Annotated in this window: 25 protein-coding genes; 13 read left to right on the top strand and 12 right to left on the bottom strand. The window is 64.1% G+C overall.

Annotation, left to right across the window (positions count from 1 at the left end; genetic code table 11):
* The first annotated feature begins 126 nt into the window (after positions 1 to 126).
* Complete coding sequence (locus tag BT115_RS12615; RefSeq protein WP_072322927.1) at positions 127 to 897, top strand: glycosyltransferase family 2 protein; 771 nt, start codon at positions 127 to 129, stop codon at positions 895 to 897.
* A 2-nt stretch (positions 898 to 899) separates the two neighbouring features.
* Positions 900 to 1817 (top strand): glycosyltransferase family 2 protein, encoded by a 918-nt coding sequence (locus BT115_RS12610; RefSeq protein ID WP_072322926.1) that lies wholly within the window; start codon positions 900 to 902, stop codon positions 1815 to 1817.
* Here BT115_RS12610 and BT115_RS12605 read toward each other — a convergent pair.
* From BT115_RS12605 to BT115_RS12590, 4 genes are read right to left on the bottom strand one after another with little or no spacing between them, the layout of a single operon-like run.
* Positions 1814 to 3019, bottom strand: coding sequence for a glycosyltransferase (locus tag BT115_RS12605; RefSeq protein WP_072322925.1), 1206 nt, complete (start codon positions 3017 to 3019; stop codon positions 1814 to 1816). The two genes, BT115_RS12610 and BT115_RS12605, sit on opposite strands and share 4 nt — an antisense overlap.
* Positions 3009 to 3863, bottom strand: coding sequence for a glycosyltransferase family 2 protein (locus BT115_RS12600; protein WP_072322924.1), 855 nt, complete (start codon positions 3861 to 3863; stop codon positions 3009 to 3011). The genes BT115_RS12605 and BT115_RS12600 overlap by 11 nt, the downstream gene beginning before the upstream one ends.
* Positions 3860 to 5035 carry a hypothetical protein gene (locus BT115_RS12595; protein ID WP_143144552.1) on the bottom strand — a complete coding sequence of 392 codons (1176 nt, stop codon included), beginning with the start codon at positions 5033 to 5035 and terminating at the stop codon, positions 3860 to 3862. The genes BT115_RS12600 and BT115_RS12595 overlap by 4 nt, the downstream gene beginning before the upstream one ends.
* Positions 5004 to 6290, bottom strand: coding sequence for an MBOAT family O-acyltransferase (locus tag BT115_RS12590; protein ID WP_255369417.1), 1287 nt, complete (start codon positions 6288 to 6290; stop codon positions 5004 to 5006). The genes BT115_RS12595 and BT115_RS12590 overlap by 32 nt, the downstream gene beginning before the upstream one ends.
* A 293-nt stretch (positions 6291 to 6583) precedes the next feature.
* Here BT115_RS12590 and pilB point away from each other — a divergent pair, with 293 nt between their 5' ends.
* The 4 genes from pilB (at position 6584) to coaE (ending at position 11261) form a co-directional block, all read left to right on the top strand.
* A complete protein-coding gene (gene pilB / locus BT115_RS12585; protein WP_072322921.1) occupies positions 6584 to 8311 on the top strand; it encodes a type IV-A pilus assembly ATPase PilB in 1728 nt (575 codons plus the stop codon).
* 134 nt (positions 8312 to 8445) lie between these two features.
* Positions 8446 to 9711 (top strand): type II secretion system F family protein, encoded by a 1266-nt coding sequence (locus BT115_RS12580; RefSeq protein WP_072322920.1) that lies wholly within the window; start codon positions 8446 to 8448, stop codon positions 9709 to 9711.
* A 78-nt stretch (positions 9712 to 9789) separates the two neighbouring features.
* Positions 9790 to 10659 carry a prepilin peptidase gene (locus BT115_RS12575; RefSeq protein WP_072322919.1) on the top strand — a complete coding sequence of 290 codons (870 nt, stop codon included), beginning with the start codon at positions 9790 to 9792 and terminating at the stop codon, positions 10657 to 10659.
* Complete coding sequence (gene coaE, locus BT115_RS12570) at positions 10656 to 11261, top strand: dephospho-CoA kinase (protein ID WP_072322918.1); 606 nt, start codon at positions 10656 to 10658, stop codon at positions 11259 to 11261. Before BT115_RS12575 ends, coaE begins: the two co-directional genes overlap by 4 nt.
* A 12-nt stretch (positions 11262 to 11273) precedes the next feature.
* Here coaE and BT115_RS12565 read toward each other — a convergent pair whose 3' ends face one another.
* Together BT115_RS12565 and BT115_RS12560 are read right to left on the bottom strand one after the other, a co-directional pair.
* Positions 11274 to 12524, bottom strand: a complete 1251-nt coding sequence (locus BT115_RS12565; RefSeq protein WP_072322917.1) for a putative bifunctional diguanylate cyclase/phosphodiesterase — start codon at positions 12522 to 12524, stop codon at positions 11274 to 11276.
* The gene (locus BT115_RS12560) at positions 12521 to 13843 is read right to left on the bottom strand and encodes an HD-GYP domain-containing protein (RefSeq protein WP_255369432.1); all 1323 of its coding nucleotides are present in this window, start codon (positions 13841 to 13843) and stop codon (positions 12521 to 12523) included. Before BT115_RS12560 ends, BT115_RS12565 begins: the two co-directional genes overlap by 4 nt.
* A 178-nt stretch (positions 13844 to 14021) precedes the next feature.
* On the opposite strand from BT115_RS12560, the gene msrA reads away from it, so the two are divergent.
* Complete coding sequence (gene msrA / locus BT115_RS12555; RefSeq protein ID WP_072322916.1) at positions 14022 to 14696, top strand: peptide-methionine (S)-S-oxide reductase MsrA; 675 nt, start codon at positions 14022 to 14024, stop codon at positions 14694 to 14696.
* Between the two features lie 210 nt (positions 14697 to 14906).
* Here the strand turns inward: msrA and hutU are convergent, their stop codons facing one another.
* Together hutU and BT115_RS12545 are read right to left on the bottom strand one after the other, a co-directional pair.
* On the bottom strand, positions 14907 to 16577 hold the full coding sequence (gene hutU, locus BT115_RS12550; protein ID WP_072322915.1) for a urocanate hydratase: 1671 nt from the start codon (positions 16575 to 16577) through the stop codon (positions 14907 to 14909).
* A gap of 79 nt (positions 16578 to 16656) precedes the next feature.
* Positions 16657 to 17076: a hypothetical protein gene (locus tag BT115_RS12545; RefSeq protein WP_072322914.1), complete on the bottom strand. Its 420-nt coding sequence runs from the start codon at positions 17074 to 17076 to the stop codon at positions 16657 to 16659.
* 53 nt (positions 17077 to 17129) lie between these two features.
* Between BT115_RS12545 and BT115_RS12540 the strand changes: the two genes are divergently transcribed.
* From BT115_RS12540 to BT115_RS12520, 5 genes are read left to right on the top strand one after another with little or no spacing between them, the layout of a single operon-like run.
* Positions 17130 to 18377 carry an alkaline phosphatase family protein gene (locus BT115_RS12540; protein WP_072322913.1) on the top strand — a complete coding sequence of 416 codons (1248 nt, stop codon included), beginning with the start codon at positions 17130 to 17132 and terminating at the stop codon, positions 18375 to 18377.
* Between the two features lie 51 nt (positions 18378 to 18428).
* Positions 18429 to 18821 (top strand): hypothetical protein, encoded by a 393-nt coding sequence (locus BT115_RS12535; protein ID WP_072322912.1) that lies wholly within the window; start codon positions 18429 to 18431, stop codon positions 18819 to 18821.
* On the top strand, positions 18822 to 19442 hold the full coding sequence (locus BT115_RS12530; RefSeq protein WP_072322911.1) for a biliverdin-producing heme oxygenase: 621 nt from the start codon (positions 18822 to 18824) through the stop codon (positions 19440 to 19442).
* Positions 19435 to 20949 (top strand): GAF domain-containing protein, encoded by a 1515-nt coding sequence (locus tag BT115_RS12525; protein ID WP_072322910.1) that lies wholly within the window; start codon positions 19435 to 19437, stop codon positions 20947 to 20949. Before BT115_RS12530 ends, BT115_RS12525 begins: the two co-directional genes overlap by 8 nt.
* Before the next feature lie 46 nt (positions 20950 to 20995).
* Positions 20996 to 21697 (top strand): arginyltransferase, encoded by a 702-nt coding sequence (locus BT115_RS12520; protein WP_072322909.1) that lies wholly within the window; start codon positions 20996 to 20998, stop codon positions 21695 to 21697.
* Positions 21698 to 21719: 22 nt separating this feature from the next.
* On the opposite strand, the gene BT115_RS12515 is transcribed toward BT115_RS12520, so the two are convergent.
* Genes BT115_RS12515 through pdxH form a run of 3 tightly spaced genes read right to left on the bottom strand, consistent with a single transcriptional unit; the run spans position 21720 to position 23559 of the window.
* A complete protein-coding gene (locus tag BT115_RS12515) occupies positions 21720 to 22520 on the bottom strand; it encodes an ABC transporter substrate-binding protein (RefSeq protein ID WP_072322908.1) in 801 nt (266 codons plus the stop codon).
* Complete coding sequence (locus BT115_RS12510) at positions 22520 to 22960, bottom strand: secondary thiamine-phosphate synthase enzyme YjbQ (protein ID WP_072322907.1); 441 nt, start codon at positions 22958 to 22960, stop codon at positions 22520 to 22522. Before BT115_RS12510 ends, BT115_RS12515 begins: the two co-directional genes overlap by 1 nt.
* 11 nt (positions 22961 to 22971) lie before the next feature.
* On the bottom strand, positions 22972 to 23559 hold the full coding sequence (gene pdxH / locus BT115_RS12505; RefSeq protein WP_072322906.1) for a pyridoxamine 5'-phosphate oxidase: 588 nt from the start codon (positions 23557 to 23559) through the stop codon (positions 22972 to 22974).
* A gap of 23 nt (positions 23560 to 23582) precedes the next feature.
* Here pdxH and BT115_RS12500 point away from each other — a divergent pair, with 23 nt between their 5' ends.
* Complete coding sequence (locus BT115_RS12500; protein ID WP_072323200.1) at positions 23583 to 24422, top strand: kinase; 840 nt, start codon at positions 23583 to 23585, stop codon at positions 24420 to 24422.
* A 435-nt stretch (positions 24423 to 24857) separates the two neighbouring features.
* On the opposite strand, the gene BT115_RS12495 is transcribed toward BT115_RS12500, so the two are convergent.
* Complete coding sequence (locus BT115_RS12495; protein WP_072322905.1) at positions 24858 to 25178, bottom strand: hypothetical protein; 321 nt, start codon at positions 25176 to 25178, stop codon at positions 24858 to 24860.
* Positions 25179 to 25534 lie beyond the last annotated feature (356 nt).

Below are 25534 nucleotides of genomic sequence, written 5' to 3'. Positions count from 1 at the left end.
TGATCGAAAATAACCCGTGGTATCAATGGACTACCCTTCGAGGGACGCACCCCCTAAATGCTTCGGGAACATAGGGCCCTGACTCCCCGCCTTCCTCGGCCAGCAGGACGCGGCCATAATGCCGCCATGTCCGATCAATCGCCAGCGTCGCGCCCGACCCTAAGCATCATCGTAGCCACGTATAACGCGGCACGCACGATCGAGCGCTGCCTTGCCTCGATCGTGCGCCAGTCGTCCAGCGACTGGGAGCTGATCGTCGTCGATGGAATGTCTTCCGACGACACCATGGCTGTCGTCGAGCGTTTTGCAGATTACATCGCCTATGGGATATCGGAGCCAGACAGTGGCATCTACGATGCGTGGAACAAGGCCCTTGCCCAAGCGAAGGGAAAGTACGTCTGTTTTCTCGGTGCCGACGACGCATTCTCTGACGACGATGCGGTCTCTGCATTAATGGAGGCAACGGCAGGCCGTTCTTTTGATCTCGTGTCGTCGCGATGTCGCTGGGTGGACGCTGAGGGCGCCGTCATTGGCGAAGGCGGCGGTGCCTGGGACTTCGCCAAGATCGGCAGACGCATGCCGATGTGTCATCCCGGGCTTTGGCACGCCCGGGACTTGTTCGATCATTACGGCCATTTCGAGGCGAGCTACCGGATTACGGGAGACCTCGACTTTCTGCTGCGCCTCCCTTCATCCACGCGCGCCCTGCATGTGGAACGCATCACAGTGAATGTCGAGAACGCAGGCATTAGCCGCGCCCAGGTGTTACGTCGGCTGCGAGAGCAACGACGCGCGCTGGCCGCATGCCCGCGCTTCGGGACCGTTCGCGCATGGGCTGTCTGGGCTGACAAGATGTGGCGCTATCCGATCGCCCGAGCACTGGATATTCCTTTCTGAGCATGGCCTCCCAACACGTCGCCGTTATTGTCCCGGTGTTTCGTGACGCGCACCGGGCCAGTCGGACCGTAGAGGCGGTCCTGCGGTGTGTTGTGCCATCGTCGTTTTCGATCCGCGTGCGTGTCGTGGACGACGGATCGGACGATGGCACGGCCGAGCGCCTCTCGGAACAGTTCGGTGACCGGATCGATCTGATCAGATTACCCGTTAATGTCGGACGATCGGCGGCGCGCAACGCCGGCGCAATGGACGCTAATGCCGACCTACTGCTTTTCATCGACGCCGACTGCGAACCGAACGACAATCAATTTCTCGCCGCTCATCTCGGAGCCATCCAGACCGCCGACATCTCCATGGGCGTCGTCGAAGGCCAGGATGACGGGTTCTGGCACGCGTATCAGCAAGCCGCACAAACTCGCCGAGATCGACTGGCGCACCGCACCTTCGTCGCGCATTTCACTACACAGAACGTCATGATCGACGCTCGGCTATTTACCTCGGTCGGTGGATTCGACGAAGCATTCAGGGGCTATGGTTTCGAGGACAGGGATCTCGCCATACGCCTGGCAGGATCCCATGCGCGGTTCACCACGGCAGCCGGGGCCTGCGTCATCCATCGCGATGCACTGGACCTCGCACAGGTTTGCCGAAAAATGGAGGAGGCGGGCGCAACGACATCGCAGGTCTTTGCCGCGCGTCATCCGTTTGAGTATCGGGCGCTTGGTTATGAGGCAATAGACGGGGAGCAACATCCGTTGCGCGGCGTCATGGCGAAAGCCTTGTGGCCGGTCCTACGACCATGGACGCAGCACGATGCTTGGCTTCAATGGCGGCTCATCCCGTTCACGCTAAGGACGAGCATCGTGCGAGTCATGGTGGCGGCGAGTTACCTTTGCGGGACACTCCGGCGACATCGCTAACGCGAGCCATCGGCTGTATTGCGTCGTACGCTACTCAGGATATCGGCATAACGGTTGGCAACCGCGTCCCAGTCGAAGCGCGCCACAAGACGTTCCCGACCCTGCCCGACCTCGGCAGCTGCATTGCTGTTGAGGACCTGAAGAATTCCCGAGGCCAAAGCAGCAGCGTCGGCTTCCGGTACGCATAGCACCCCCGGCATATCGGCCAACACGTCGCGTACCGCCGGAAGGTCCGATGCCACCACCGGGCAGCCGCATCCCAGTGCTTCCACAAGAACCAACCCGAGACCCTCCTGATCGCCGGAAGATGCCTTACGGAACGGCGCCACGAACGCGGTGGCCGAACGGTAGTACTTCACCAACGAGGACGACGGCATGGCACCTGCGAACGTAACGACGCCATCCAGCCCAAGGCGTGTGCATTGGGCTCTCAGCACCTCTTCAAGAGGCCCGAAACCGACCACCGTCAGGCTTACTTCAGGCCGGACGTTCAAAACGATGGGTAGGGCATGAAGTAAAACGTCCAGTCCCTTCTTTTCAACCAACCGACCGACAAAAAGCAACCGGGACGACTCCCTGGTTACCCGCTCATCGGGCGTGAAGACATGCTGGAGATCCACACCCATCGGCGCTACCGCGGCTGGTCTGCCACCGCACAACGCCTGCGCCAATGGCAACATCGCCCGACTGACCACCGTCAAATCGGAGCTGTGTCTAAGCACCCAGCGCTTAATCGCGGTCGGCACGCGTCCTCTCAAGGCAAAAAGATCAGCGCCATGCGAGGTGACCACGAAGGGCGCCTTCAGGCAGCGAGCAACGAGGCCGGGCGTCAGTATCCAATGGGCATGCACGATCGCATTGGCCGTCACAAGCCGTCGTGCGGTCATCCATTGGCCAAGAATAAACGTGGGTACGAGCAACCACTTCCACGGAGCACGACGAAGATTCGTCGTTATGCCCCCGTCATTAACCAGCGTTTCCAAGGAGCCTGGAGCGTAGCGATACCGCTCGACCTGCACGCCGTCCATCACCTCTCTACGCGCCGCGCCCGCTGCGTGGGGGCAGACAACAACGACATCAAACCAGCTCGTCAGGCGACGCGCGAGTTGGTGCACGAACGAGGGTTCGTGATCGTCCTCCCACCTTGGATACGTCGATGCCAGCACGATGAGGCGGGGCTTTCGAACCTGTTCATCCGTCACGGCGATAGGTCAGCGCGGTGATCTGCTCAGACACCAGACCGATGAGGAACACGATGACCGCGGCGCTCCACATCAAGGTGCTTCCGTTGGTGAGGCGTCCGTAGGAAAGATAGGTGTAAAGATAATTGAGGCAGCCCAGAGCAAAGAACGCAAAGCTCACCGGAGCAAATAGCTTTAGCGGCGAGTACAGCGTCGCAATCTTGAAGATGATGAGCAGGAAGCGCACGCCATCCTTCAACGGACGAATGTGGCTCTTGCCGATGCGCTGTGCCGCCTTGATCGGTTCATACGCCACGCCGTAGGCGCTGCGAAAGAATGCCATCGTACTCGTCGTGGGGTAGGAAAACCCGTTCGGCAGCAGGTGCAGGAATTCCCGAAAGCGCGCAGCGCGCACGACGCGGAACCCGGACGTCAGGTCTTCCACCACATGGCCGGTCATCCGAGAAGCGAGCCAGTTGTAGAGCGTGTTGGCCAGTCCGCGACCGACACCCGCCTGGCTGCCCCAGTCCCGCGCTCCTACGACCATGTCGAAACCTTCGTCAAGCCGTTTGAGCAGGCGCACTACATCAGCGGGATCGTGCTGACCGTCGCCATCCATGAACGCAAGGATCTCGCCGGATGCGGCGCGCGCCCCACGCTTGATGGCAGCACCATTACCCATCGAATAGGGCGAGGACAGGCAAATGACACCCGCGTTCGCGCAAACGCCCTTCGTGTCGTCGGAGGATCCATCATCGACGACGATGATCTCCGCCTCCGGCAGTACCGAGCGCACGCGTGGCAGAAGCTCGACGAGTGCCGCCGCCTCGTTCTTCGCAGGAATAACCACAGTCAGACGTGTCAACGGAGTCGCTCCTGGTGTTCTTTGTCGGGTGTGTCGGTCGAAGGAAATGTCGTGGCAGATACAGAAGGATCGTTCACCTTGAACAAGTACTGCATCAGATCGCGAGTGAAGGCCTTCTGGTCGCGCATGTCCAGATGGGCACCGTCAGGACAGACGAAAGCCGCCAATGCAGGGACATCTTCGTAATGGAGTCCAGGTGCCTTGACGATCTGCATGAACCGGTTCCAATACCTTTGGCGAGGGAACATCCGCTCGTCCGCTTCTCGGACCAGGCCACTGCGGGGAAACATGATAAAGACCACCTGACCTCCCCGCTGCTCGATCTTCCGGACCATTTGCTCGATCGCCCGTGCGTTTTGCTCGAAATGTGGAAGATCCACAGGTCGCAATGCCCGGATGCGCCCTGCAACTTCCGTATCGAAAGCTGCCCAGCTCTGCGCAGATGGCACCTCCGTGATCCCCGCATTGCGGAGCACCCTGGCGTAGTAAAACTGCGGCATGGTTACCTTGCCATAGTCCGCGCGGCGCTCGCGATCAGGAAGCGTCACAAGATACTGGGGCGTGGCCGCTGAGTTGAAGACCCGCAAAGCCAGTGACTTAAATGGCCCGGACCCGTCGGCGAAACTCCGTAGATGTCGATGCAGCAAGTCGTCCAGCCAGGCCTCGACCGTAGCAAAATCGGGTATCGCGCGACGATGGTTCACGCGCCGCCATTCGGCAAGATAGGCGACAGCACCGTCTTCCCTGTTCAAATCGTCGACCACATGATCCTGGTAATCGACGAGGATCGTTCCCGTCACCCGTTCGTCGTTCGCGAGATCTTGCAACACGGGTACGAACGAGCTGCCGTCGATCGCCAGTTGAACGGGCTCGTGTCCCGTCATCCGGCGCATAGTGTCGAGATCGACATCCAGTTGCATCCGCGATGCGCCGATCAGGATAAGCGCGCGATCTCCAAGGCTGCTGGCCCGCTCGCGCTCACGCGCCCAGATGGGCGCCGAGTCGACGATCGTTGGCTCGAATCCGCGCCTCGCGAGCGCCCATTCTTCGGCGGCGATCGCGAGCAGGCTCAGGCACCCTGCCAGCACCAGGGGGATCACCCAGCGGCCGCCGGGTATGTATCGCCGGACCAGATGGATATCAGAATTGGAAGTAGATGAACGCACGCTCATCGCCCCCCGACGCCAGGAAAATGCCGATCATGCATGCTGCGGCAACGACGGCGCGCGATCCGGTCCCGAGCGTTGCCAGCCATTCGTCCAGAGAGCGGTCGCGCATGCGCCAGTGCCAGGCAAACATGCACAGTGCCGCAGCGAGAGCCAACCATTCATCCGCATACCCATCCCTCCAGCGTGCGAATGTACCCAGGTAGGCCCATGCCGAAGAAAGATTGGGTGCGCGAAAGGCCACCCAGGCCACGCACACCAGAACGAACGTCAGGATTGTCACCATGGCGTCCACGGCTACGTTCGTCCTACCTGTCCAACGCGACCTGAGCCCTCTCTCTGCAACAAGGTACAGCCCATGCAGGGCGCCCCAGATCACGAACATCCACGACGCGCCATGCCATAACCCGCCCAGCAGCATCGTGATCAGCAGATTGCGGGGTGTCCGCCACCGGCCGCCACGATTTCCGCCCAACGGAACGTAGAGGTAGTCGCGCAACCATGTGGACAACGATATGTGCCAACGACGCCAGAAGTCCGAAAACCCTCTTGCCCCGTACGGGAAACGAAAGTTATCGGGGAACGCGAAACCAAAGCACATCGCAAGACCGATAGCGCACAGCGAATAACCGCCGAAATCGAAATAGATCTGGCCCGCAAAACCGAAGAACGCAGCCAGACCACCGACGATACCGAACGCCGACGGCGTGCCGTAGACCGCATCCACCACGGGCGCAAAGAGTCGGTCGGCCAGGACGTCCTTGCAGAAGAGTCCTATGAGTACCAGCACCATGCCATAGGCCACGTGTTCCGGCGTTACGTTACGCGGCGTTGCGATCTGGGGTAACAGTGCGCGGGCACGAACAATCGGGCCCGCCACCAGGTGCGGAAAGAATGCGACGAACAAGGCGTAATCGCGCAGCGACGCATCGCCAGGAATTTCACGGCGATAGACATCGATCGTGTAGGAGAGCGAGGCGAAGGTGTAGAAAGAAATACCTACCGGCAAGACGATGTTCCAGGCCGGCGGCATGTAAGACACCCCGAACGCGTTCATGACGTCCTGGACCGTTTGCAACGCAAAGCCGCCGTACTTGAAGAACCCCAGCAAGCCCAGATTGGCGAGCAGACTCACCACGAGGAGCGCTTTCCTGCGCCCTTCCGACGTTTCTCGACCCAGTCGACGCGCAAGCCACCAGTCCAGTCCCGTGGAGAAAGCCAGGATGAAGACATAGGCAGGGTTCCAGGCGGCGTAGAACACGTAACTCGCCAGGAGCAGAAACGTCCTCTTCGCACCCCAACCGCGCAGCGCCAGATAGATCGGGAAAACCAGCGAAAAAAAGACCAGGAAACTCAGCGAGTTGAAAAGCACCTAGCTCCCCCTGGAGCGGGCAGGAATACAACGGGACACCGGGCGTTCCGGTATGCGCCCCAAGGGCTGCGGCATGATAGCGGAAGGAAAGCGAAGGACGCGCGCCTTCACCGCGCTGCGCGTGACCGGGAACACAATCTAGAGTAGATTCAGGACCATACCTCGGGGATTCGGGATTCAAGATGGCATCACAAATGCATCAGCCCATGCTCGCCGGCTTGACCGGCATGGCACGGCGCCTCGTCAGTGAAGGTGTGCTGCCAGAGGCGGACGTGCGCAAGGCCGTGCAGGATGCCGCCGAGAAACGTGTTTCTCTCTCAGCCTGGCTGGTTGACCACAATCTGGTCGACAGCGGCAAGCTGTCTCAGGTGGCCTCGTCGGAATTCGGCATGCCGTTGATGGACATCGGTTCCATGGCGCCGGGCGCGATGCCACTGGACCTGGTGACCGAGGCTCTGATCACGAAGCACCAAGCACTTCCCCTGTTCAAGCGCGGCAAGCGGCTGTTCGTCGGCATCGCCGACCCGATGCAGTCGCACGCGCTCGACGAGATCAAGTTCCACTCGAACCACATGGTCGAGCCGGTACTGGTCGAGCGTGGGCAGTTGCGCCGGGTGATCGATAGCGCCCTTTCGGCGATGAACGCCAACGTGCCCGGTTTCGAGGACGGCGGGCTCGACGAACTGGTAATGGAAACGGGCGACGACGACGGCGAAGGCACCACCGGCATCGACGCGAACGCCAACGACGACGCCCCGGTCGTCAAGTTCGTGAACAAGATCCTGGTGGACGCCATCAAGCGCGGCGCCTCGGACATCCACTTCGAGCCGTTCGAAACGGTTTATCGGGTGCGTCTGCGCATGGACGGCATCCTGCGCATCGTGGCCACCGCGCCGATCAAGCTGGGCAACCGCATCGCCTCGCGCATCAAGGTCATGAGCGGCCTGGATATTGCCGAGCGCCGCGTGCCGCAAGATGGCCGCATCAAGCTCAACCTGACCAAGACCCGCGCGATCGACTTCCGTGTCAGCACCCTTCCCACGCTGTTCGGCGAGAAGATCGTGCTGCGTATCCTCGACGGCTCGTCGGCCAAGCTCGGCATCGACAAGCTCGGTTACGAAGAGGTCCAGAAGCAGCTTTACCTGGAAGCCATCGAGAAACCCTACGGCATGGTCCTGGTCACCGGACCGACCGGCTCGGGTAAGACCGTATCGCTGTATACGGCGCTCAACATCCTCAACACCGAAGGGCGCAATATCTCCACGGTGGAAGACCCGGTCGAAATCCGCGTCGAGGGCATCAACCAGGTTCAGCAGAATACCAAGCGCGGCATGACCTTCGCGGCCGCCCTGCGATCCTTCCTGCGCCAGGATCCGGACGTGATCATGGTCGGCGAAATCCGCGACCTGGAAACCGCCGAGATCGCCGTGAAAGCCGCCCAGACCGGCCATATGGTGCTTTCCACCCTGCACACGAACGACGCGCCGCAGACGATCTCCCGCCTGATGAACATGGGCATCGCGCCCTACAACATCACTTCCTCGGTCACCCTGATCATCGCCCAGCGCCTGGCCCGGCGCCTGCACGAGTGCAAGCGGCCGATCCAGCTCCCGCCGGCCGCGCTGCTGGCTGAGGGGTTCACCCAGGAGGAGATCGACGAGGGCATCACCATCTACGAGGCCGTGGGCTGCGACAGCTGCAACGAGGGCTACAAGGGCCGCGTGGGCATCTACCAGGTCATGCCCATGGTCGAGGACATCCAGAAAATCGTTCTCGAAGGAGGCAACGCTCTCCAGATCGCCGAGGTGGCCCGCAAGGCCGGGATCAACGACCTCCGCGCCTCGGCGCTGCTGAAGGTGAGGAACGGCGTGACCAGCCTGGCCGAGATCAACCGCGTCACCAAGGATTGATGTTCGGCGGCTGCACCGTCAGGATGTGCGCCATATGGCAGAAAAATAAGCGGAAAGTCGTTCAGACTGTCCGCCAGGAAGGGGGCGCCAATGGCGCTCCCTCGACTAGTTGAATCCGGGGGGAACATCACGCCATGGCAGTAGCCACCGCCAACAAGACCTCGCGCGCGCTCGGCGCCGCCAGGTCCGAGGTCAACAAGCTGACGATGTACGACTGGACCGCGCTCGATAAGCGCGGCAAGCGTATGACGGGCGAGATGCAGGCCAAGAACGCATCTCTGGTCAAGGCGGAACTGCGCCGCCAGGGCATGAATCCGCAGACGGTCCGTGAGCGTGCCAAGCCGTTGTTCGGTGGCTCCGGCAGCACAGTCAAACCGCGCGATGTCGCCATTTTCAGCCGCCAGATCGCCACCATGATGGCGTCCGGCGTGCCCATGGTGCAGGCCTTCGACATCATCGCGAACGGACAGAAGAACGTCCGCTTCAAGAACATGCTTCTGGACGTCAAGTCCAACATCGAAGGCGGCGCATCCCTTCACGAGGCGCTTGGGCAGTACCCCGTCCAATTCGACGAGCTGTATCGAAACCTCGTGCATGCCGGTGAGTCTGCCGGTGTGCTGGACACCATCCTGGACACCGTCGCGACCTACAAGGAGCGCGTCGAGGGCATCAAGTCGAAGATCAAGAAAGCGCTGTTCTATCCCGCCATGGTCCTCGTCGTGGCCCTTCTGGTCACCATGATCCTGCTCCTGTTCGTCGTGCCGGTCTTCCAGCAGACGTTCCGTGACGCGGGCGCCGAGTTGCCGGTCCCCACGATGGTCGTGGTCAAGGCATCGGAATTCATGCAGAGCTACTGGTGGCTCGTCATCCTGATCATCGTAGGGTCGGGCGTCGCTCTGGTCATGGCAAAGAAGCGCTCGCCGAAGTTTGCCCATTTCCTCGATCGGGCGTCGCTGAGGATTCCGGTGATCGGCAATATTCTTCGACAGTCGGCGCTGGCTCGCTTTGCCCGTACGCTCGGCGTCACCTTCCAGGCGGGTGTGCCGCTGGTCGAAGCGCTGGAGGCGGTATCGGGCGCCACGGGCAGCATCGTCTACGGCGAAGCGGTCATGAAGATGCGCGATGACGTATCGGTCGGTCACCAGTTGCAGTTGGCGATGCGCCAGACCAACCTGTTTCCGAACATGGTGGTGCAGATGACCGCCATCGGCGAAGAATCCGGCTCGCTGGACTCCATGTTGTTCAAGGTCGCCGAGTTCTACGAGGAAGAGGTCAACAATGCGGTCGATACGCTGAGCAGCCTGCTCGAACCCTTCATCATGGTCATCCTCGGCGGATTGGTGGGCGGCATGGTCATCTCGCTGTACCTGCCCATCTTCAAGATCGCCGGCACGACCTGAGCGAACAACCGATGCACAATAAGAGCCCTTCTTCCGAACACGGAAGGAGGGCTTTTCTTTGACAGCCGAAACGAGCCCATGCCCGACATCCCCCTAGCCCTCTGGATCGCCCTCGCCGCCGTCTTCGGCCTGCTCGTAGGCAGTTTTCTGAACGTGGTCATCCTGCGTACGCCCGAGCGGATGCAGTGGGAATGGCGGCGGCAGGCTCGCGAGGTGCTCGAACTGGAGCCGGTCGATGAGCCGAAGCCCCCTGGCGTGGCGCTGGAGCCGTCGCATTGCCCGAAGTGCAAGCATCGGCTCGCTGCGCGGGACAATATCCCCGTGTTCGGGTGGCTGTTCCTGCGCGGGCGCTGCCGCTACTGCGGCACGACCATCTCCGCGCAATACCCGCTGGTGGAACTGTTCACGGGTGTGGCCAGCGCGCTGATCGTCTGGCATTTCGGCCCCACCCCGGCCGCGCTGTCCGGCCTGGTCTTTACGTATTTCCTGATCGCGCTTTCGGGCATCGATACGCGTACCCAGTTGCTGCCCGACGAGCTCAACTATCCCCTGCTCTGGATCGGCCTCGGGCTTACGCTGCTTCCCGCCTGGCAACCCCTGCCCGTACTTCCGACCTCGGCGATTCTCGCCGCGCTGATCGGCTATCTCAGCCTCTGGAGCGTGTACTGGCTGTTCAAGCTGCTCACGGGCAAAGAGGGCATGGGTCATGGCGACTTCAAGCTACTCGCGGCGCTGGGCGCCTGGATGGGTCCCGTATCGCTGCTACCGATCGTGCTGCTCTCGTCCCTGATCGGCGCGCTCGTGGGCGGCGGTCTGATGATCTTCCGCAAGCATGAGCGCGATACGCCCATTCCCTTTGGACCGTACATCGCCGCCGCCGGCTGGGTCTGGTTTCTCGCGGGCGATCGGTTGCTGGCGGCCTATCTGCGGATCAGCGGCCTCCAATGACGGGCTACGTCGTCGCGCTGACGGGCGGCATCGCCTCGGGCAAGAGCGCCGTGGAGCGTCGCTTCGAGGCGCTCGGCATTCATGCCTACGATGCCGACCTCGCGGCGCGAGCCGTCGTCGAGCCGGGCTCGGAGGCGCTGAGCGAAATTGCGCAGGCGTTCGGACCTGAGGTTCTTGCCGCCGACGGACGGCTGGACCGCACTGCCATGCGCCAGCGCATCTTTGCCGATCCCACGGCACGCACCACGCTCGAAGGCATCCTGCATCCGCGCATCCGCACGTGGCTGCGCGATGCCGTGGCGGCCGATGAAGGCCCGTACTGCATTCTTTCGATTCCGCTGCTTGTCGAGAATCGCGAGCACTACGCCTGGGTCGATCGCATCCTCGTCGTCGACGCACCCGAACACGTACGACTGGACCGGCTCACGCGGCGCGACAGCATCGAACCGGCCCTGGCCGCGAAAATGATCGCGGCGCAGGCGTCCCATCCCGAGCGCCTGGCCATCGCCGACGACGTGATCGTCAATGACGGTGACGAATCCAGCCTCGATGAAGCGGTGGCTGCCCTGGACCGCACGTACCGGGAACTGGCAGCCCGCTGAGCCGCGTTCGGATCAGATGAGCGACGCGGCCGCCAGACGCTCCGCCACGAATTGCTCGGCCGGCACGGGCTCGCCAACGTGATAGCCCTGGACCAGATCGCAGTCCATCTCCACGAGACGAATCAGCGTCGCTTCGTTCTCCACGCCCTCCGCCACGGCTTCCATGCCCAACCGATGCGCCACGTCGATCATGGCCTGCACCAGCAGTTCGGTACGGGCGTCGGTCGTCATGGCATCGACGAAGGTGCGGTCGATCTTGAGTTCGGTCGCCGGAAAATGGCGCAGATAGGCAAACGACGCGTAACCGGTACCGAAATCGTCGATTGCCACGCGCACGCCACGATCGCGCAGGCTACGCAGCACCCGCACGCTCATGTCGAGGTCGGTCAGCAGCGCCGTCTCGGTGATCTCCACGATCACGGCTTCCGGAGGCACGCCCCAGATTTCCATCGCACCGATCATCTGTTCCGCAAAGCCGGCTTCAACGAAAACGCGCGGCGACAGGTTGATCGCCACATCCAGCGGGCATCCGCCGCGATGCAAGGCAGCGGCATGGCGCAGCGACGCGTTGAGGCTCCAGCGCGTCAGGGGCACGATGAGATCGCTACGCTCGGCGAACTGGACGAAATCGGTCGGTGCGACGTTGACCTGGGCCGCGGTGATCCAGCGCGACAGCGACTCCACCCGCACCATCTCGCCCGAGCGCAGGTCATGCAACGGCTGGAAAGCCACGTGCAGGCGGTTGGCTTCGATGTCCTCGCGCAGCTCACCGTAGAGAATCTCGACCGGCGTGGCATCGGGTTCGTAGAGCGCAAAGGGTTCGCCGACGCGCACGGCTTCGTCGTGAGCGAGTTCCGCGCGGCGGTACAGCAACTCGGCCACGGTACCGTGTTCCGGATGCACGGCCACGCCCACTACCGGGCGGCCATGCCACGGGCGTTCGCCGCGGAGCAGCGGCGCATCGAAGGCACTGACGATGCGGGTCGCCGCCAGTAGCGCGTGGGTGCGGTTGCGCACGGAAGGCAGCACCACCACGAACGTATCGTCGCCCGCCACGAACACGGTATCGACGTGGCGCACGGCCTGAACCAGTCGCCCGCGGGCGGCCAGCATGATCTCGTTGCCGAAGTCGTAGCCGAAGCGCAACTGAGCCTCGCGCATGCCCTGCAATCTCACCACGAGCACCGCGCGCCAGCCCGAATCCGGCACTACCCGGTCGAGGATCATCTGGACGGCGGGCAGGATATCGGCACGCTCACTCATTGAAGAAAAAACTCCCTTGGGTCGATACCGTGGCTACCTGCAGGCAAGGTTCGCAGGATTTCGCGGCGGACCACGTCCGCCTGGTTCATCAGGTCGACGATGAGGAAGTCCTCGCGCGGCCCCTTGTCCGCCCGGGTGAGAATCGCCACCCGCGGCTGCAGGCGGCGCGCCTGATTCTGCACCATCACGACGGCGACTTCACCCGTGTTCAGCTCCACCATCGTTCCGGTGGGGTAGACGCCAAGGCAGGCCTGGAACTGTTCGACCAGTTCGCCCTGGAATTCGCGATCGCGCCCGGCGTAGAGCTGGCGCAGGGCCAAGTGCTGCGACATCGCCGGTCGATAGGGTCGCATCGACGACATGGCGTGGTAGCTGTCGATGATCGCCGCCATGCGGCCGGACAGCGGAATGGCCGTGCCCGCCAGCCCGGCGGGATAGCCGCTACCGTCGAAGCGCTCATGGTGCGTCGTGACCATGTCGCGGATTTCCGGATCGTCGACGCCGGAATGATCGAGGATGGCGATGCCTTCGCTCACGTGCTGCCGCGCCACCGCCCACTCGTCGTCGTTGAGCGGGCCGGGGCGCTTCAGCATTTCCTCCGGCATCTGCGCCTTGCCCACGTCCAGCAACAGCCCGCCTGCCGCCAGGCTCTCGATCGTTTCGCTCGCAAAGCCCATGTGGCGCCCGAATGCCGCCGCCAGAGTGCTGCAGCCGACTGCGTGCTGGTAGGTATAGCTGTCGCGTCGACGCAGGCTTTCGATCCAGAAGAAGGCATCGCCACTGCGCAGCACGCTGGCGACCATCGGTCGCACAGCCTCTTCGACCGCGCCCGGTTCGATCGGCTTGCCTGCCTGGATGTCGTCCACCAGGCGCTCGGCAAACGCCGCCATCGTGTTGAACGCCTCGCGCGCGCGCGGCACTTCCTCTTCAAAGGAGGCCGTGTCGGTATAGCTGTGCCGCGCCACGAGGCGCGGATTGGGCGCCGGTCGCGCTGCCGTCCTGGCCGCCATGGCAACCCTGGGCAGGGTCTGCGCCGGAGCCACCCGGCGGTGCAGGTCCACGAAGACGTACTTGCAAAACTTGGACAGCTTGTCGATGTCGTCCCGAGACGTGATCGGCACGCCCTGAAGCGGAAAGGGCGTGGCGGACCAATCGCAATCGAGACGGCTCACGTACATGCCGACCTCGAGGTCAGTCACGAACACGCGTCTCTCTACCAGGTCGTACGCCACGCTTCCCTCCCTCCCCTGCCATTGCTGCCGCCGGCCTGCGGAGGCGAGCATGAACGGCAGATCGAAGCGGCGCACGTGCCACCGCATAACCACGTTGTCCCATCCGCGCGGGGCCGCCCGTCCACGGTCGTCCCCCGGCGTATCGGCGGCGCCCGCCAATTCTGTAGGGTAAGAACGAATGGACTCGTCGGACTGTGAAGACCCGCGCGTGAGATAAAGGTTCGTGGTCCGGTCTTATTGGATACGAACCCCGTCGGAGATTGCCATGCGTCGTCGTTTCCTGCCTGCCCTCCTGCTCGCCCTCACGGCGTGCTCTGCCGCGTCCGCGGGCGACGCGGGAGTCCGCCTGCCCGCTCCCATCGTGGATGTCGCCCCCGGCTCCCGCAGCGATGCGACCGCCGTCTTTGCCGGTGGCTGCTTCTGGGGCGTGGAAGGCGTGTTCCAGCACGTTCGCGGGGTGAAAAGCGTGCGCGCCGGTTATGCCGGCGGCGACGCCGCCCATGCCAATTACGACGACGTGAGTGACGGCGACACCGGCCACGCGGAATCCGTCCGCGTCGTCTACGACCCGACGCAGGTCACCTACGGGCAGCTGCTTCAGGTGTTCTTCTCCGTAGCCCAGGACCCCACCCTGCTCAACCGGCAGGGCCCGGACGTCGGCACCCAGTACCGGTCGGCGGTCTTCTACGCCAACCCCGAACAGAAGAAGGTCGCGGAGGCGTATGTCGCGCAGCTGACCGCAGCGCACGCATTCCCGGCGAAGATCGTCACGGAGGTTACGCCGCTCAAGGCGTTCTATCCGGCCGAGGACTATCACCAGGACTACATGCGCCTCAATCCGGACACGATGTACATCGTGGTCAACGACCGGCCGAAGGTGCTGGCCCTGCAGCGGCTCTACCCCGAGCGCTACACACCCGAGTGGGCCAACGGCCGCTGAGAACCGCTATAGCGGCTCCCCCAGGCGAATCGCCGCTCCGGTAGGAGCTTGCTGGTGGGAGCCACCCTGGTGGCGAAAAGCCAACGAAGCGATGAAGCGGTGAGGCAAGCTCCATCGCCAGCAGGCTGGCTCCCACCAACTGCCTCCCACCAGCCAGTTCCCTCCGGCGAGTTCTCATCGCTACCAGGATGGCCGCAGGGTCTTAGCCTGTCAGAGCATGGGCAGATCGAGGCCCTGCTCCTTCGCACAGGCAATCGCTTCCGGATAGCCGGCGTCCGCGTGGCGCATGACGCCGGTGCCGGGGTCGTTCCAGAGCACGCGGGCGAGGCGCCGGTCGGCCGCCTCGCTGCCATCGCAGACGATCACCACGCCGCTGTGCTGGCTGTAACCCATACCGACGCCGCCGCCGTGGTGCAGGCTGACCCAGGTCGCGCCGCCGGCCACGTTGAGCATGGCGTTGAGCAGCGGCCAGTCACTGACGGCATCGCTGCCGTCGCGCATGGCTTCCGTTTCGCGGTTCGGGCTGGCGACGGAACCGGAATCGAGATGATCGCGGCCGATCACCACTGGTGCCTTGAGCTCGCCGTTACGCACCATCTCGTTGAACGCGAGTCCGAGGCGATGGCGCTGCCCGAGGCCCACCCAGCAGATGCGCGCCGGCAGACCCTGGAAACTGATCCGCTCGCGCGCCATGTCCAGCCAGCGATGCAGGTGCGGGTCGTCCGGAATCAGCTCCTTGACCTTGGCGTCGGTCTTGTAGATGTCCTCCGGATCGCCCGACAAGGCCACCCAGCGGAACGGGCCGACGCCGCGGCAGAAAAGAGGCCGGACGAACGCCGGCACGAAGCCTGGGAACGCAAACGCCTCTGCCAGGCCTTCATCCTTCGCCATCTGTCGAATGTTGTTGCCGTAGTCGAAGGTCGGCACACCCATCGCGTGGAACGCGAGCATGGCTTCCACGTGCCGGCGCATGGACGCCTTGGCGGCACGCGACGTCGCCACCGGATCGCTCTTGCGGCGCTCGAACCACTCATCGACCGTCCAGCCCGACGGCAGGTAGCCGTTGACCGGATCGTGGGCGCTGGTCTGATCGGTCACGGCGTCAGGCCGCACACCCCGCCGGACCAGTTCCGGCAGCACGTCGGCGGCATTGCCGAGCAGCGCCACGGAGACTGCGCGCCCCTCCTTCGCATACCGTTCCATGCGTGCCAGCGCGTCGTCCAGATCGGTTGCCTGTTCGTCCACGTAGCGGATCTTCAGGCGAAAGTCGATGCGGCTCTGCTGGCATTCGATCGTCAGCGACGACGCGCCGGCCAGGCTCGCGGCCAACGGCTGTGCGCCGCCCATACCGCCAAGGCCTGCGGTGAGAATCCAGCGACCGGCGAGCTGCCCGCCGTAATGCTGCCGCCCCATTTCCACGAAGGTCTCGTACGTGCCCTGCACGATGCCTTGCGAGCCGATGTAGATCCACGAGCCCGCGGTCATCTGGCCGTACATCATCAGGCCCTTGCGATCGAGCTCGTTGAAGTGTTCCCAGTTGGCCCACGCCGGCACCAGATTGGAATTGGCAATGAGCACGCGGGGCGCATCCGGATGCGACGGAAAAACGCCCACCGGCTTGCCCGATTGCACGAGCAGGGTCTGGTCGTCGCGCAGTTCACGCAGGCTGCGCAGGATCGCGTCGAAGCATTCCCAATTGCGCGCCGCGCGACCGATGCCGCCGTAGACGACCAGTTCGGCCGGATTCTCGGCCACCTCGGGATCGAGGTTGTTCTGCAGCATGCGGTACGGCGCTTCGGTCAGCCAACTGCGGCAGGTCAGTTCGCCGCCGCGCGGTGCGCGGACGGTGCGGGTGGTGTCGATGCGCGTGACAGCGGTCATCGGGGGAGACTCCGATCCTGGGGATCGCCGATTATGGTCTCCGGCAGCGACGCCTCGCCAGACGCGTCGCAGCAATGCCTCAGTGCCCCGCCGATGTGCTCCGTGCCGGCAGCGTCCGCGTGTCGTCGGTCTGCTGTTCGGTCTGATAACGCCGTACCGCGGCGTTCTGGCGCGCACGGTAGAGGTCCTGCTGGCTGCGGTCCGCGGCGTCCAACTGATTGCGCAGCGCCGGATTGCTGGTGTTCGTGCGCTGCATGTCGAGGTTGTCCTGACGGAGGCGCTCGCGCAGGGCGTTCTGATCCTGCCTACTCTGGAGCTGCTGGCGATCGACCTGGCGCTGCCACTGCTGGCTCGGGCTGGGCGTGGCGACCACGACGGGCCGAGGCTTCGGCGGCGGGGCGGCGGGCTTCACCGGCTGAGCCTGATTCTGCGCCAGCGCGAGCGCCGGTGTGGCAAGGGCAAGAAAGGCAAGCAGGAACTTGCGTGATGAATTGGTCATGGGACTCGTCCATCATGGGGAGATTGTCTGTGCCAGAGCGTACGTCCTCCCCCATGAACGCCACGTTGTCCCGCTGCGTGATCCTCCTCACGCTGCTGTTGCCGGTATTTACCGGCTGCGCCACCCGGCCGGTGGCCCCCGCGCACCGTCCGAATCCCGTCGTGCTCGTGTCCATCGACGCCTTTCGCGCCGACTACATCGATCGCGGATTGACCCCGAACCTTGCCGCACTCAAGCGCGAAGGCGCCAGCGCGCCGTACATGCTGCCCTCGTTCCCTTCCCTGACCTTCCCCAACCACTACACGCTGGTGACGGGCCGTGTGCCCGATCGCAACGGCATCGTGAACAACACCATGCGCGATACGGCGCTGGGCAAGTTCACCACGGCCAACCGTGACGCGGTCCGCGACGGGCGCTGGTGGGCACAGGCCGAACCGATCTGGATCACGGCGCAACGGCATGGGCTGCGCACTGCGACCCTGTTCTGGCCTGGCTCCGAGGCTGAGATTCACGGCGCGTGGGCGGACCACTGGTTTGCATTCGACGATGCACTGACCTCGCGCCAGCGCGTCGACAAGCTGCTGTCATGGATCGACGAGCCGGGCCCCAAGCCCGTCTTCGACACGCTGTATTTCGACGCGGTAGACCATGCCGGGCACGAGTACGGCCCCGATTCGGCTGAACTCGACGCCGCCCTGCGTGAGGTGGACGACGCGCTGGGTTATCTGGTCACGCAGTTGCGCCGTCGCGGGCTCTACGAGAGCACCAACCTCATCGTCCTGTCGGATCACGGCATGGCGGACGTTCCCCGCGGCAACATCGTCTTCGCCGACGAGGAAACCGATCTCGACGCGCTCGTGGAGGTCTCCTACGGCGTCGTCGCCACCTTCGACGCAAATCCGGGCGTAGACAGCACCCATGCCGTGGCGCGGCTGCTGGGCCCGCACGCGCACATGCACTGCTACCGCAAGGGCGACCTGCCCGCCCGCCTCGACTACGGCAAGAACCCTCGTGTGCCGGACTTCGTCTGCCTCGCCGACACGGGCTGGTCGATCACCAGCCACAAGGTGCTTGCCGAGCGCACCACGCCGATGTCGCGCGGCGAGCACGGCTACGACAATCTCGATCCGAGCATGCGGGCGCTGTTCGTCGCCCGCGGCCCCGCGTTTCGGCCGGGCAGCCGCATCGCTCCGTTCCCCAACGTCGACGTCTACCCGCTGCTCGCCCATCTCCTTGGCCTGCAGCCGCTGCCGAACGACGGCCACCTCGACGATGTGAAGGGCGCACTGATCTCGCCGTGACGGGCGCCGGGGCGCCCGGCGGCGCCTCGGCAATTCCCGTAGAATCGGCCGATGCGCCAGATCTATACCTCGCCACGCCAAGACAACATCGACCGGGTCGTCGCCTTGCTCACTGAGCACGGCATCGAGACGACGGTCACCAACCGCTCGAGTTGGAATCGCCCCACCTACCAGCGTTTCAGCTATTCGCAGCGCCAGGACAACCGGGATGCGTGGCCGCAGGTCTGGGTGAAAGGCGCCGACGACTTTCCCGCGGCACGCGCTGTGCTGAAGGAGATCGGCATCGAGCCCGTCGTGCGCTTCCAGGAAGAACTCCAGTTGCACCGCCAGCCGGAAAGCCGCCCCCGCGCGCAGCGCACGGCGGCACGGGTCCGTTTGATGGTGCTGGCGATCGTGGCGGGGGTCATGCTGGTCGTGGTGCTCAAGGCCACCCAGGTCCTCTGAGTGGCGGGCACCCGCTCCGCCGTTTCGCCGCCCCACCTGGCCCTGCGGACCGCGACGCGTCACGCGCACGAGGCGGCGGAAGCCTCGCCGATGATGCGCAGCCTCGTTGCCGGCGAGCTGGACGATCTCGGCTATGAACGGCTGCTCGCCGCGCAGTGGACGCTCCTGAGTCGTTGGGAGGCGGAACGATCGGCCTGGCTGGACACACTGCGCGTCCTGCATGGCTGGCCCTACGCTTCGCGTGCCGCTGCTTTGCGCCGCGACCTCATGGCCACGGGGATCCAGCGCGACCACTTGCCCGAGTTGCGGCAAACCGCCGTGCCTTCCCTTCGGATGCCCGCTGACGACGCGCTGCCTGCCGCTCTGGGCGAGTTGTACGTGATCGAGGGTTCCGCCCTTGGCGGGCGCGTCATCGTGAAGGGGCTGCGGGAGCGGCTCCCGCACCTGCCGCACCATTTTTATGCGATCGGGGAAGGCACGGCCGCCCCGTGGCGTCGATTCCAATCCCTACTGGACGACGTGCTGACCAGTCCGGCATCGCTCGCGGCCGCCATCGATGCCGCGCGGCACATGTTCGCGCGGTTTCAACAGACGTTACAGGACTCTCCCGCGCATGTCTGAACTCCCCGACCTCACCGCCTGCGATCGCGAGCCGATCCACATTCCTGGCTCGATTCAACCGCACGGCGTGCTGCTCGTGGTCGATGCAGCAACGGCGGCGATCCTCCAGGTCAGCGAAAACATCGGCGCCGTGCTTGGCCTGAGTCCGGAAGCGGCACGTGGTGCCGCGTTGCATGAGGTGCTCGATCTGCCGGCCCTCGCTCAGACCGATCGCCCTGAACACAGCACCTGGTGGCCGGTGACCTTTCCGCAGGCGCCCGACGTCACCGACTGGTATGCCGCTGTGCATGCCTACCCGGACCGCTGGCTGATCGAGGTCGAACCGCGACTCCCATTCTTCGACGAAGACCCCGCGTGGGTGACCTCCGATCACGCAAAGCAGCTGCAAGGCGATGCCACGGTAGAACGCGCAGCGGCGCGCACGGCTCGCCGCGTACGCAATGTGCTGGGTTACGACCGAGTGATGGTCTATCGCTTCGACCGCGACTGGCACGGCGAGGTGGTTGCGGAAGCCCGCCGCGACGATCTCGAGGCCTATCTGGGGCTGCACTATCCGGCCACCGATATTCCCGTGCAGGCCCGCGCCCTCTACCTGCGCAACCGCGTGCGCCAGATCAGCAATTGTCGCTACGTTCCTGCACGGATTCTGCCCGTCGACGATCCGCTCACGGGGGCGCCCACCGATCTCAGCGATGTGTCGCTGCGCAGCGTGTCGCCCGTGCATCTGGAATACCTAGGCAACATGGGTGTCACCGCGAGCCTCGTGGCATCGATCATCGTGGACGGCAGGCTCTGGGGCCTCATTTCCTGTCACCACTACAGCCCGCTGTTCGCCGACCACCGCATGCGCAATGCGGCCGACGGCATCGCGAGCGCTTTCGCGGCGCGCGTGGCGGAAATCGAGGAACTGGCCGACATCGAGATGGAAAGCTCGCTGTCGACCGTGCGCGAAAAACTCATGACGGCCTTCGACGAGCACGAGCGGATCGATCCTGCCTTGCTGACCTCGCTGGCGCCGGCATTGTTGGAAGTCGTGGATGCGGACGGCGTGGCCATCTTCGCGGGTGACGCGGTCATGCGTTACGGACACCTGCCTGACGCGGCCGCCTTGCTGCGTATTCGCCAGGCATTCGCACAGGACGAACCGGCAAGCGTGCGACACACCGACGACCTGGGTGCGCGCCACCCCGAACTGGCCGAATCTGCGATCACGGATCTCGCCGCAGGCGTGATCTTCATGCCATTGGGGCCGGACGGGCACGACGCCATCCTCTGGACACGCACGGAGCAGGTACGGCACGTACGCTGGGGCGGAAATCCGGCGCTGGCGAAGCTCGAGACCATCCCCGGTGCCCGGCTCTCGCCCCGGCAGAGTTTCGAGACATGGCAGGAAACCGTGCGAGGGCGATCGACCCCGTGGTCGCGCCAACACCTGGAATCGGCGCACAGCCTGGGCGTGCTGATCGAAACGATCGAGCGGACGCGCAAGCCACCCACGGGACGGTGAAAGCCGCGGTGACGCAGGGCTCGCCGCGGCGCTATAACATCGACGCATGACCGATCGCGTCCGCCTGTTCCAGACCCTGCCGCATACCTGCGGCTATTACGCGGAGCGGACCGCGCAGAATCTCGTGGTCGATCCAGGCGCACCGCACCTCGATCGGCTGTACGGTCCGGCGCTCGCCAAGGGCTTCCGCCGCGCCGGCGGGCATCTCTACCTGCCGCAGTGCGGCGCGTGCCAGGCATGCGTGCCCTGCCGCATCGACGTGGAACACTTCGTCGCCGACCGCACCCAACGCCGGTGCCTCAAGCGCAACGCCGATCTCACGATTGAAGAGGCCTTGCCGGGCTTCACGCATGAGCGTCACGCGCTATACCAGCGCTATCTTCAGGAACGGCACAGTGGCGGCGGCATGGATGCCGCAGACGCGGAAGATTTCCAACGCTTCCTCACCGCGCCATGGAGTCCCACCGTCTTCCTCGAATTTCGCCAGGGCAGCCGATTGGTCGGCGTGGCCGTCACCGACGTCACGCTGGTTGGGGCGTCGGCCGTCTATACGTTCTTCGATCCTGACGAAACCGCACGAAGCCTGGGCACCTTCGGCATCCTCCAGCAAGTCGAACTGGCGAAAAGGCGCGGCATCCCGTACCTGTATCTCGGTTTCTGGATCGCGGGGCACCCCAAGATGGATTACAAGCGTCGCTTCCGGCCGTTGGAGATCCGCAAGCACGATCGCTGGATTCCGATGCCCTGATGCGGCATCGCGAAGCGTCGCCCTAGGGCCGCATCGCCCAGCGTGCAATGACCGCGTGCATCGCCTCGATGCCGTCGAACAACGCCGCCGGACCAGGCTGCAGAATGATGGGCGACTTGATCTCGTGAAGCTCACCGTCGCGCACCGCGGGCACCTCGGCCCAACCCGGACGAGCGGCCACGTGTTCCGGCCGAAAGCGCTTGCCGCACCACGATCCGAAAATGATGTCGGGCTCGCGCCTTACCACCTCAAGCGGATCGGCCAGGATGCGTTGCTTCGCGAGGGGCTCTTCCAGCAATTCCGGAAAGACGTCGTCGCCACCGGCGATGCGCACCAGTTCGCCGACCCAGCGAATGCCGGTGATCTGCGGATCGTCCCATTCCTCGAAGTACACCCGCGGTCGCCGCGGCAGCGCTGCCGCTTGTGCGGCGATCGTTGCGAGATGTGCCTCGGCACGCGATGCCAGTTCATCGGCCTTGGTAGCAGCACCGACCATGGCACCGAGGCGACGGATGTACGCCACGATGCCTTCCACACTGCGGTGATTGCTGATCCACACTTCGACGCCTGCGCGAATGAGTTCGCTGGCAATGTCCGCCTGCAGATCGGAAAAGCCGATCGCGAGATCCGGCTTCAACGCCAGGATCTGATCGATCTTGGCGCTCGTGAATGCGGATACCTTCGGCTTTTCCTTCCGCGCCCGCGGCGGGCGAACGGTGAAGCCGGAAATGCCGACGATGCGATGCTCCTCGCCAATGGCGTAGAGCACTTCGGTCGGTTCTTCGGTAAGGCAGACAATGCGCCCCGGATACGCGTCGGACATCAATGACCCAGGACGGTGACGGTGATCTTGCGCTGATGCGCCTCATGGCGGTGTTCGTAGAGGAACACGCCCTGCCAGGTGCCCAGCAAGGGTTTGCCGCCGTGCACGGGAATCGATAACGAGGCACCGGTGAGCACGGAACGAACGTGCGCCGGCATGTCGTCCGGACCTTCGTCGCGATGACGAAACAGCGGGTCGCCATCCGGAACCAGCCGTGCGAAGAAACGCTCCAGGTCGGCGACGACGGTGGGATCGGCGTTCTCGCCGATCAGCAACGACGCGCTGGTGTGCTGCACGAAAACGTGTGCGATGCCGGTGCCGACGCCGCTGGCCGCGATCGCTTCGGCAATCCGCTCGGTCACCTCGCCCAGCGAGCGGCCGCGGGTGTGCACGGTGAACGTGGTCTGCGCGATGTGCTGCACGGGCTGGGCACGAGTCATGGGGCCTCCGGTCAGGGATAGAGCAGACGCGAGGTCCAGCTTGTACCTTCCGAGGTGTGCACGATGCGTTCGTGCAACCGGAAGGTGGCGCCGTACCAGAACTCCACGCGATCGGGCTCCACGAGATAGCCTCCCCAGTGCGGAGGCCGCGGCACGTCGCGGCCTTCGAATTCCTTTTCGTAGTGCGCCACGCGCTCGTCGAAGGTCTTCCGGTCGGGCAGTTCCTGGCTCTGCTTCGAGGCCCATGCACCGATCTGGCTTCCACGCGGACGGCGGGCGAAATAGGCGTCCGACTCTTCAACGCTCGCCTTGCTCACGCGACCCTCGAAGCGCACCTGGATGCCTTCGCGAATCTGCTTCCAGTGGAAGCACAGCGCGACCTGATCGTGCTCGGCGATCTCGCCAGCCTTGGCGCTTTCGTAATTGGTGAAGAAACGCAGGCCTTTCTCGTCGATGGCTTTCAGCAGGACGATGCGGGAATGCACGCGACCGCGGCTGTCGACGGTGGCGAGGTTCATCGCGGTAGGCTCGCGGTCGCCGCTGGCCTTGGCCTCGTCGAGCAGGCCGCGAAAGGTATCGAGAATCTCTGAGTTGAGCATGACGGTGGACTATGCTGCCGGCCATGGAAGTCATCGATGCTAGCACGCTGGCCGCCGCCGTCCTCGGGCATTTCGCCGCGGGTCCGACGCACGCGGCGCGCCCTTTCGTGCTGGGGCTCTCCGGCGTGCAGGGCAGCGGCAAGAGTACGCTCGCCGCTGCCATCGTCGATCAGGCCCGCGCGCAGGGCTGGCCCGCCGTGGCCTTGTCACTGGATGACGTGTATCTGACCCGCATGCAGCGGGAGACGCTGGCGAAGGATGTGCATCCGCTGCTGCGCACGCGCGGCGTGCCGGGCACGCATGACCTGAACTTGCTCGACGCCACGCTCGATGCGCTTGCCCATGCGTCGGCAACGCACCCTGTCGCCCTGCCCCGCTTCGACAAGGGCCAGGACGACCGCGCGCCCGTCGAGACGTGGCCTTCGGTCCGCGTGCCTCCCCGGCTGGTGGTGCTCGAAGGCTGGTGCCTCGGTGCGAAGCCCGCCGCAGCGGAAACACTGATCGAACCGATCAACGCGCTGGAGCGCGATGAAGATCCGGACGGCACTTGGCGGCGCTGGGTGAACACCCGTCTCGCCGATTATCTACCGCTATGGAAACGGCTCGACGCGCTGGTGGTGTTGCGCGCGCCATCGTGGGACGTCGTGGCGCGCTGGCGCGAGCAGGCCGAACAGCCGCTGCGCGAGCGTGGTGAACCGCGCGCCATGAATGCGCCGTCGCTCGCACGGTTTCTCCAGCATTACGAGCGGATCAGCCGTCGGTTACTGACAACATGGGACAGCGAGGCGGACTGGGTGATCGCGCTGGACGAACATCGCCATGCGACCCTTCCGTCAACCACGCCGCGGTCCGGGGCCAAGTAGGGATGCCCTAAACAAGTTCTCGCACGTCGTTCGCGTGGAGTCGCCGGACGCTTCTGCCTTCGCAGTCACGACGGCGAGCGGCTTGCCGCGCTTCGGCTGCGTTTGCGGCTCCCCCAAGACGGGACCTCAGTCATCGCGGGAGTCTTCGGTATCCCCCTCGAGGCGAGTTTCCGCACAAGAGAGCGGCCGAAGGCCAGGTACACAGGCCGCGCCAGCGGCCATCCTTTCCGAACGCGGAGGACCTGTCCGAGCAGCGAGGGGGACACCGAAGGCTCTGGACTCACCGTCCGAGCTAGCGGTAGCTCCAGCCTACGGACACATGCAGTCAAGCGGCGAATGAACTGATGTATCCAGGCAGCGCCCCGGAATTCAGCGAAGGACATTTTTTCATGCGTGAGGGCCGATCTGCGATAACGCGTTCGGAGCATCCCTAGGTCAATAGAGTTCGCTCATGAGCCTTAGATAGCCGTCCAACGTCTCGACGCTCATGTCCAGCTTTCGCTTATGGCGCTTTGCTGCCAGCTTCAGGTCGTAGGCCAACATGGCGACGCCCGAGTCGAATTCGTTTCCCCTCGCAGGAGCGAGCTCGGCATCGAAGCGGTCCGACGGTCGTAGCTTTCCGGAGGGAACGCCGAGCTCTTCCGAAACGTGCGTCATCAGTTCTCGGAAAACGTCGAACGGCATTTGATCAAGATAACCGGCCTCGTCGTAAATCGACTGAAGAGGCAATGTCTCTCGGTGGTCGGGGATAGCCATTAAGTGTCCGACTTAGGTCATCTTCATTCGCGAGCAACGACCTGCAGCAGTGAGGTCGTAGAAACCTTCCCATACCGTAGGCAGGATGGCTAGGCGTCCCGTCAATTTCCCAACGGAACTGATCCTCGCCTGTAACGGACCGAAGGATCTGCCCGTAGATAGTCTCTGTGCCGATTGGCCGATCCTTGCGGACACGGCGTGTTGCCACGAGGTGGCATGGGAGGCATTGGCTATTCCCGAGCCAGTGGGGCCGGCTAAGAAATTCCCTGCGGCATTGGCAATAATGCCAGCACTCGCCGTTGATCCAACATCGCTCATGCCATCTCCGGCAGGACCCATTTGCCCCCAGTCCCAAC

Origin of the sequence: Luteibacter sp. UNCMF366Tsu5.1, from assembly GCF_900119235.1 — a bacterium.
Taxonomy (GTDB): domain Bacteria; phylum Pseudomonadota; class Gammaproteobacteria; order Xanthomonadales; family Rhodanobacteraceae; genus Luteibacter; species Luteibacter flocculans.
Note: the sequence above shows the minus strand (reverse complement) of the source record. Positions and strands in the feature narration are given on the sequence as shown.

Coding starts and splice junctions, on each gene's coding strand:
- BT115_RS12560 (WP_255369432.1), bottom strand. CDS start 13,843: ATGCGGTGGCACGTGCGCCGCTTCGATCTGCCGTTCATGCTCGCCTCC.
- BT115_RS12580 (WP_072322920.1), top strand. CDS start 8,446: ATGGCAGTAGCCACCGCCAACAAGACCTCGCGCGCGCTCGGCGCCGCC.
- BT115_RS12575 (WP_072322919.1), top strand. CDS start 9,790: ATGCCCGACATCCCCCTAGCCCTCTGGATCGCCCTCGCCGCCGTCTTC.
- pdxH (WP_072322906.1), bottom strand. CDS start 23,559: ATGCTCAACTCAGAGATTCTCGATACCTTTCGCGGCCTGCTCGACGAG.
- BT115_RS12495 (WP_072322905.1), bottom strand. CDS start 25,178: ATGGCTATCCCCGACCACCGAGAGACATTGCCTCTTCAGTCGATTTAC.
- BT115_RS12615 (WP_072322927.1), top strand. CDS start 127: ATGTCCGATCAATCGCCAGCGTCGCGCCCGACCCTAAGCATCATCGTA.
- BT115_RS12595 (WP_143144552.1), bottom strand. CDS start 5,035: ATGAGCGTGCGTTCATCTACTTCCAATTCTGATATCCATCTGGTCCGG.
- BT115_RS12545 (WP_072322914.1), bottom strand. CDS start 17,076: ATGACCAATTCATCACGCAAGTTCCTGCTTGCCTTTCTTGCCCTTGCC.
- BT115_RS12565 (WP_072322917.1), bottom strand. CDS start 12,524: ATGAGTGAGCGTGCCGATATCCTGCCCGCCGTCCAGATGATCCTCGAC.
- pilB (WP_072322921.1), top strand. CDS start 6,584: ATGGCATCACAAATGCATCAGCCCATGCTCGCCGGCTTGACCGGCATG.
- BT115_RS12500 (WP_072323200.1), top strand. CDS start 23,583: ATGGAAGTCATCGATGCTAGCACGCTGGCCGCCGCCGTCCTCGGGCAT.
- BT115_RS12610 (WP_072322926.1), top strand. CDS start 900: ATGGCCTCCCAACACGTCGCCGTTATTGTCCCGGTGTTTCGTGACGCG.
- BT115_RS12525 (WP_072322910.1), top strand. CDS start 19,435: ATGTCTGAACTCCCCGACCTCACCGCCTGCGATCGCGAGCCGATCCAC.
- hutU (WP_072322915.1), bottom strand. CDS start 16,577: ATGACCGCTGTCACGCGCATCGACACCACCCGCACCGTCCGCGCACCG.
- BT115_RS12540 (WP_072322913.1), top strand. CDS start 17,130: ATGAACGCCACGTTGTCCCGCTGCGTGATCCTCCTCACGCTGCTGTTG.
- BT115_RS12520 (WP_072322909.1), top strand. CDS start 20,996: ATGACCGATCGCGTCCGCCTGTTCCAGACCCTGCCGCATACCTGCGGC.
- BT115_RS12535 (WP_072322912.1), top strand. CDS start 18,429: ATGCGCCAGATCTATACCTCGCCACGCCAAGACAACATCGACCGGGTC.
- coaE (WP_072322918.1), top strand. CDS start 10,656: ATGACGGGCTACGTCGTCGCGCTGACGGGCGGCATCGCCTCGGGCAAG.
- msrA (WP_072322916.1), top strand. CDS start 14,022: ATGCGTCGTCGTTTCCTGCCTGCCCTCCTGCTCGCCCTCACGGCGTGC.
- BT115_RS12515 (WP_072322908.1), bottom strand. CDS start 22,520: ATGTCCGACGCGTATCCGGGGCGCATTGTCTGCCTTACCGAAGAACCG.
- BT115_RS12510 (WP_072322907.1), bottom strand. CDS start 22,960: ATGACTCGTGCCCAGCCCGTGCAGCACATCGCGCAGACCACGTTCACC.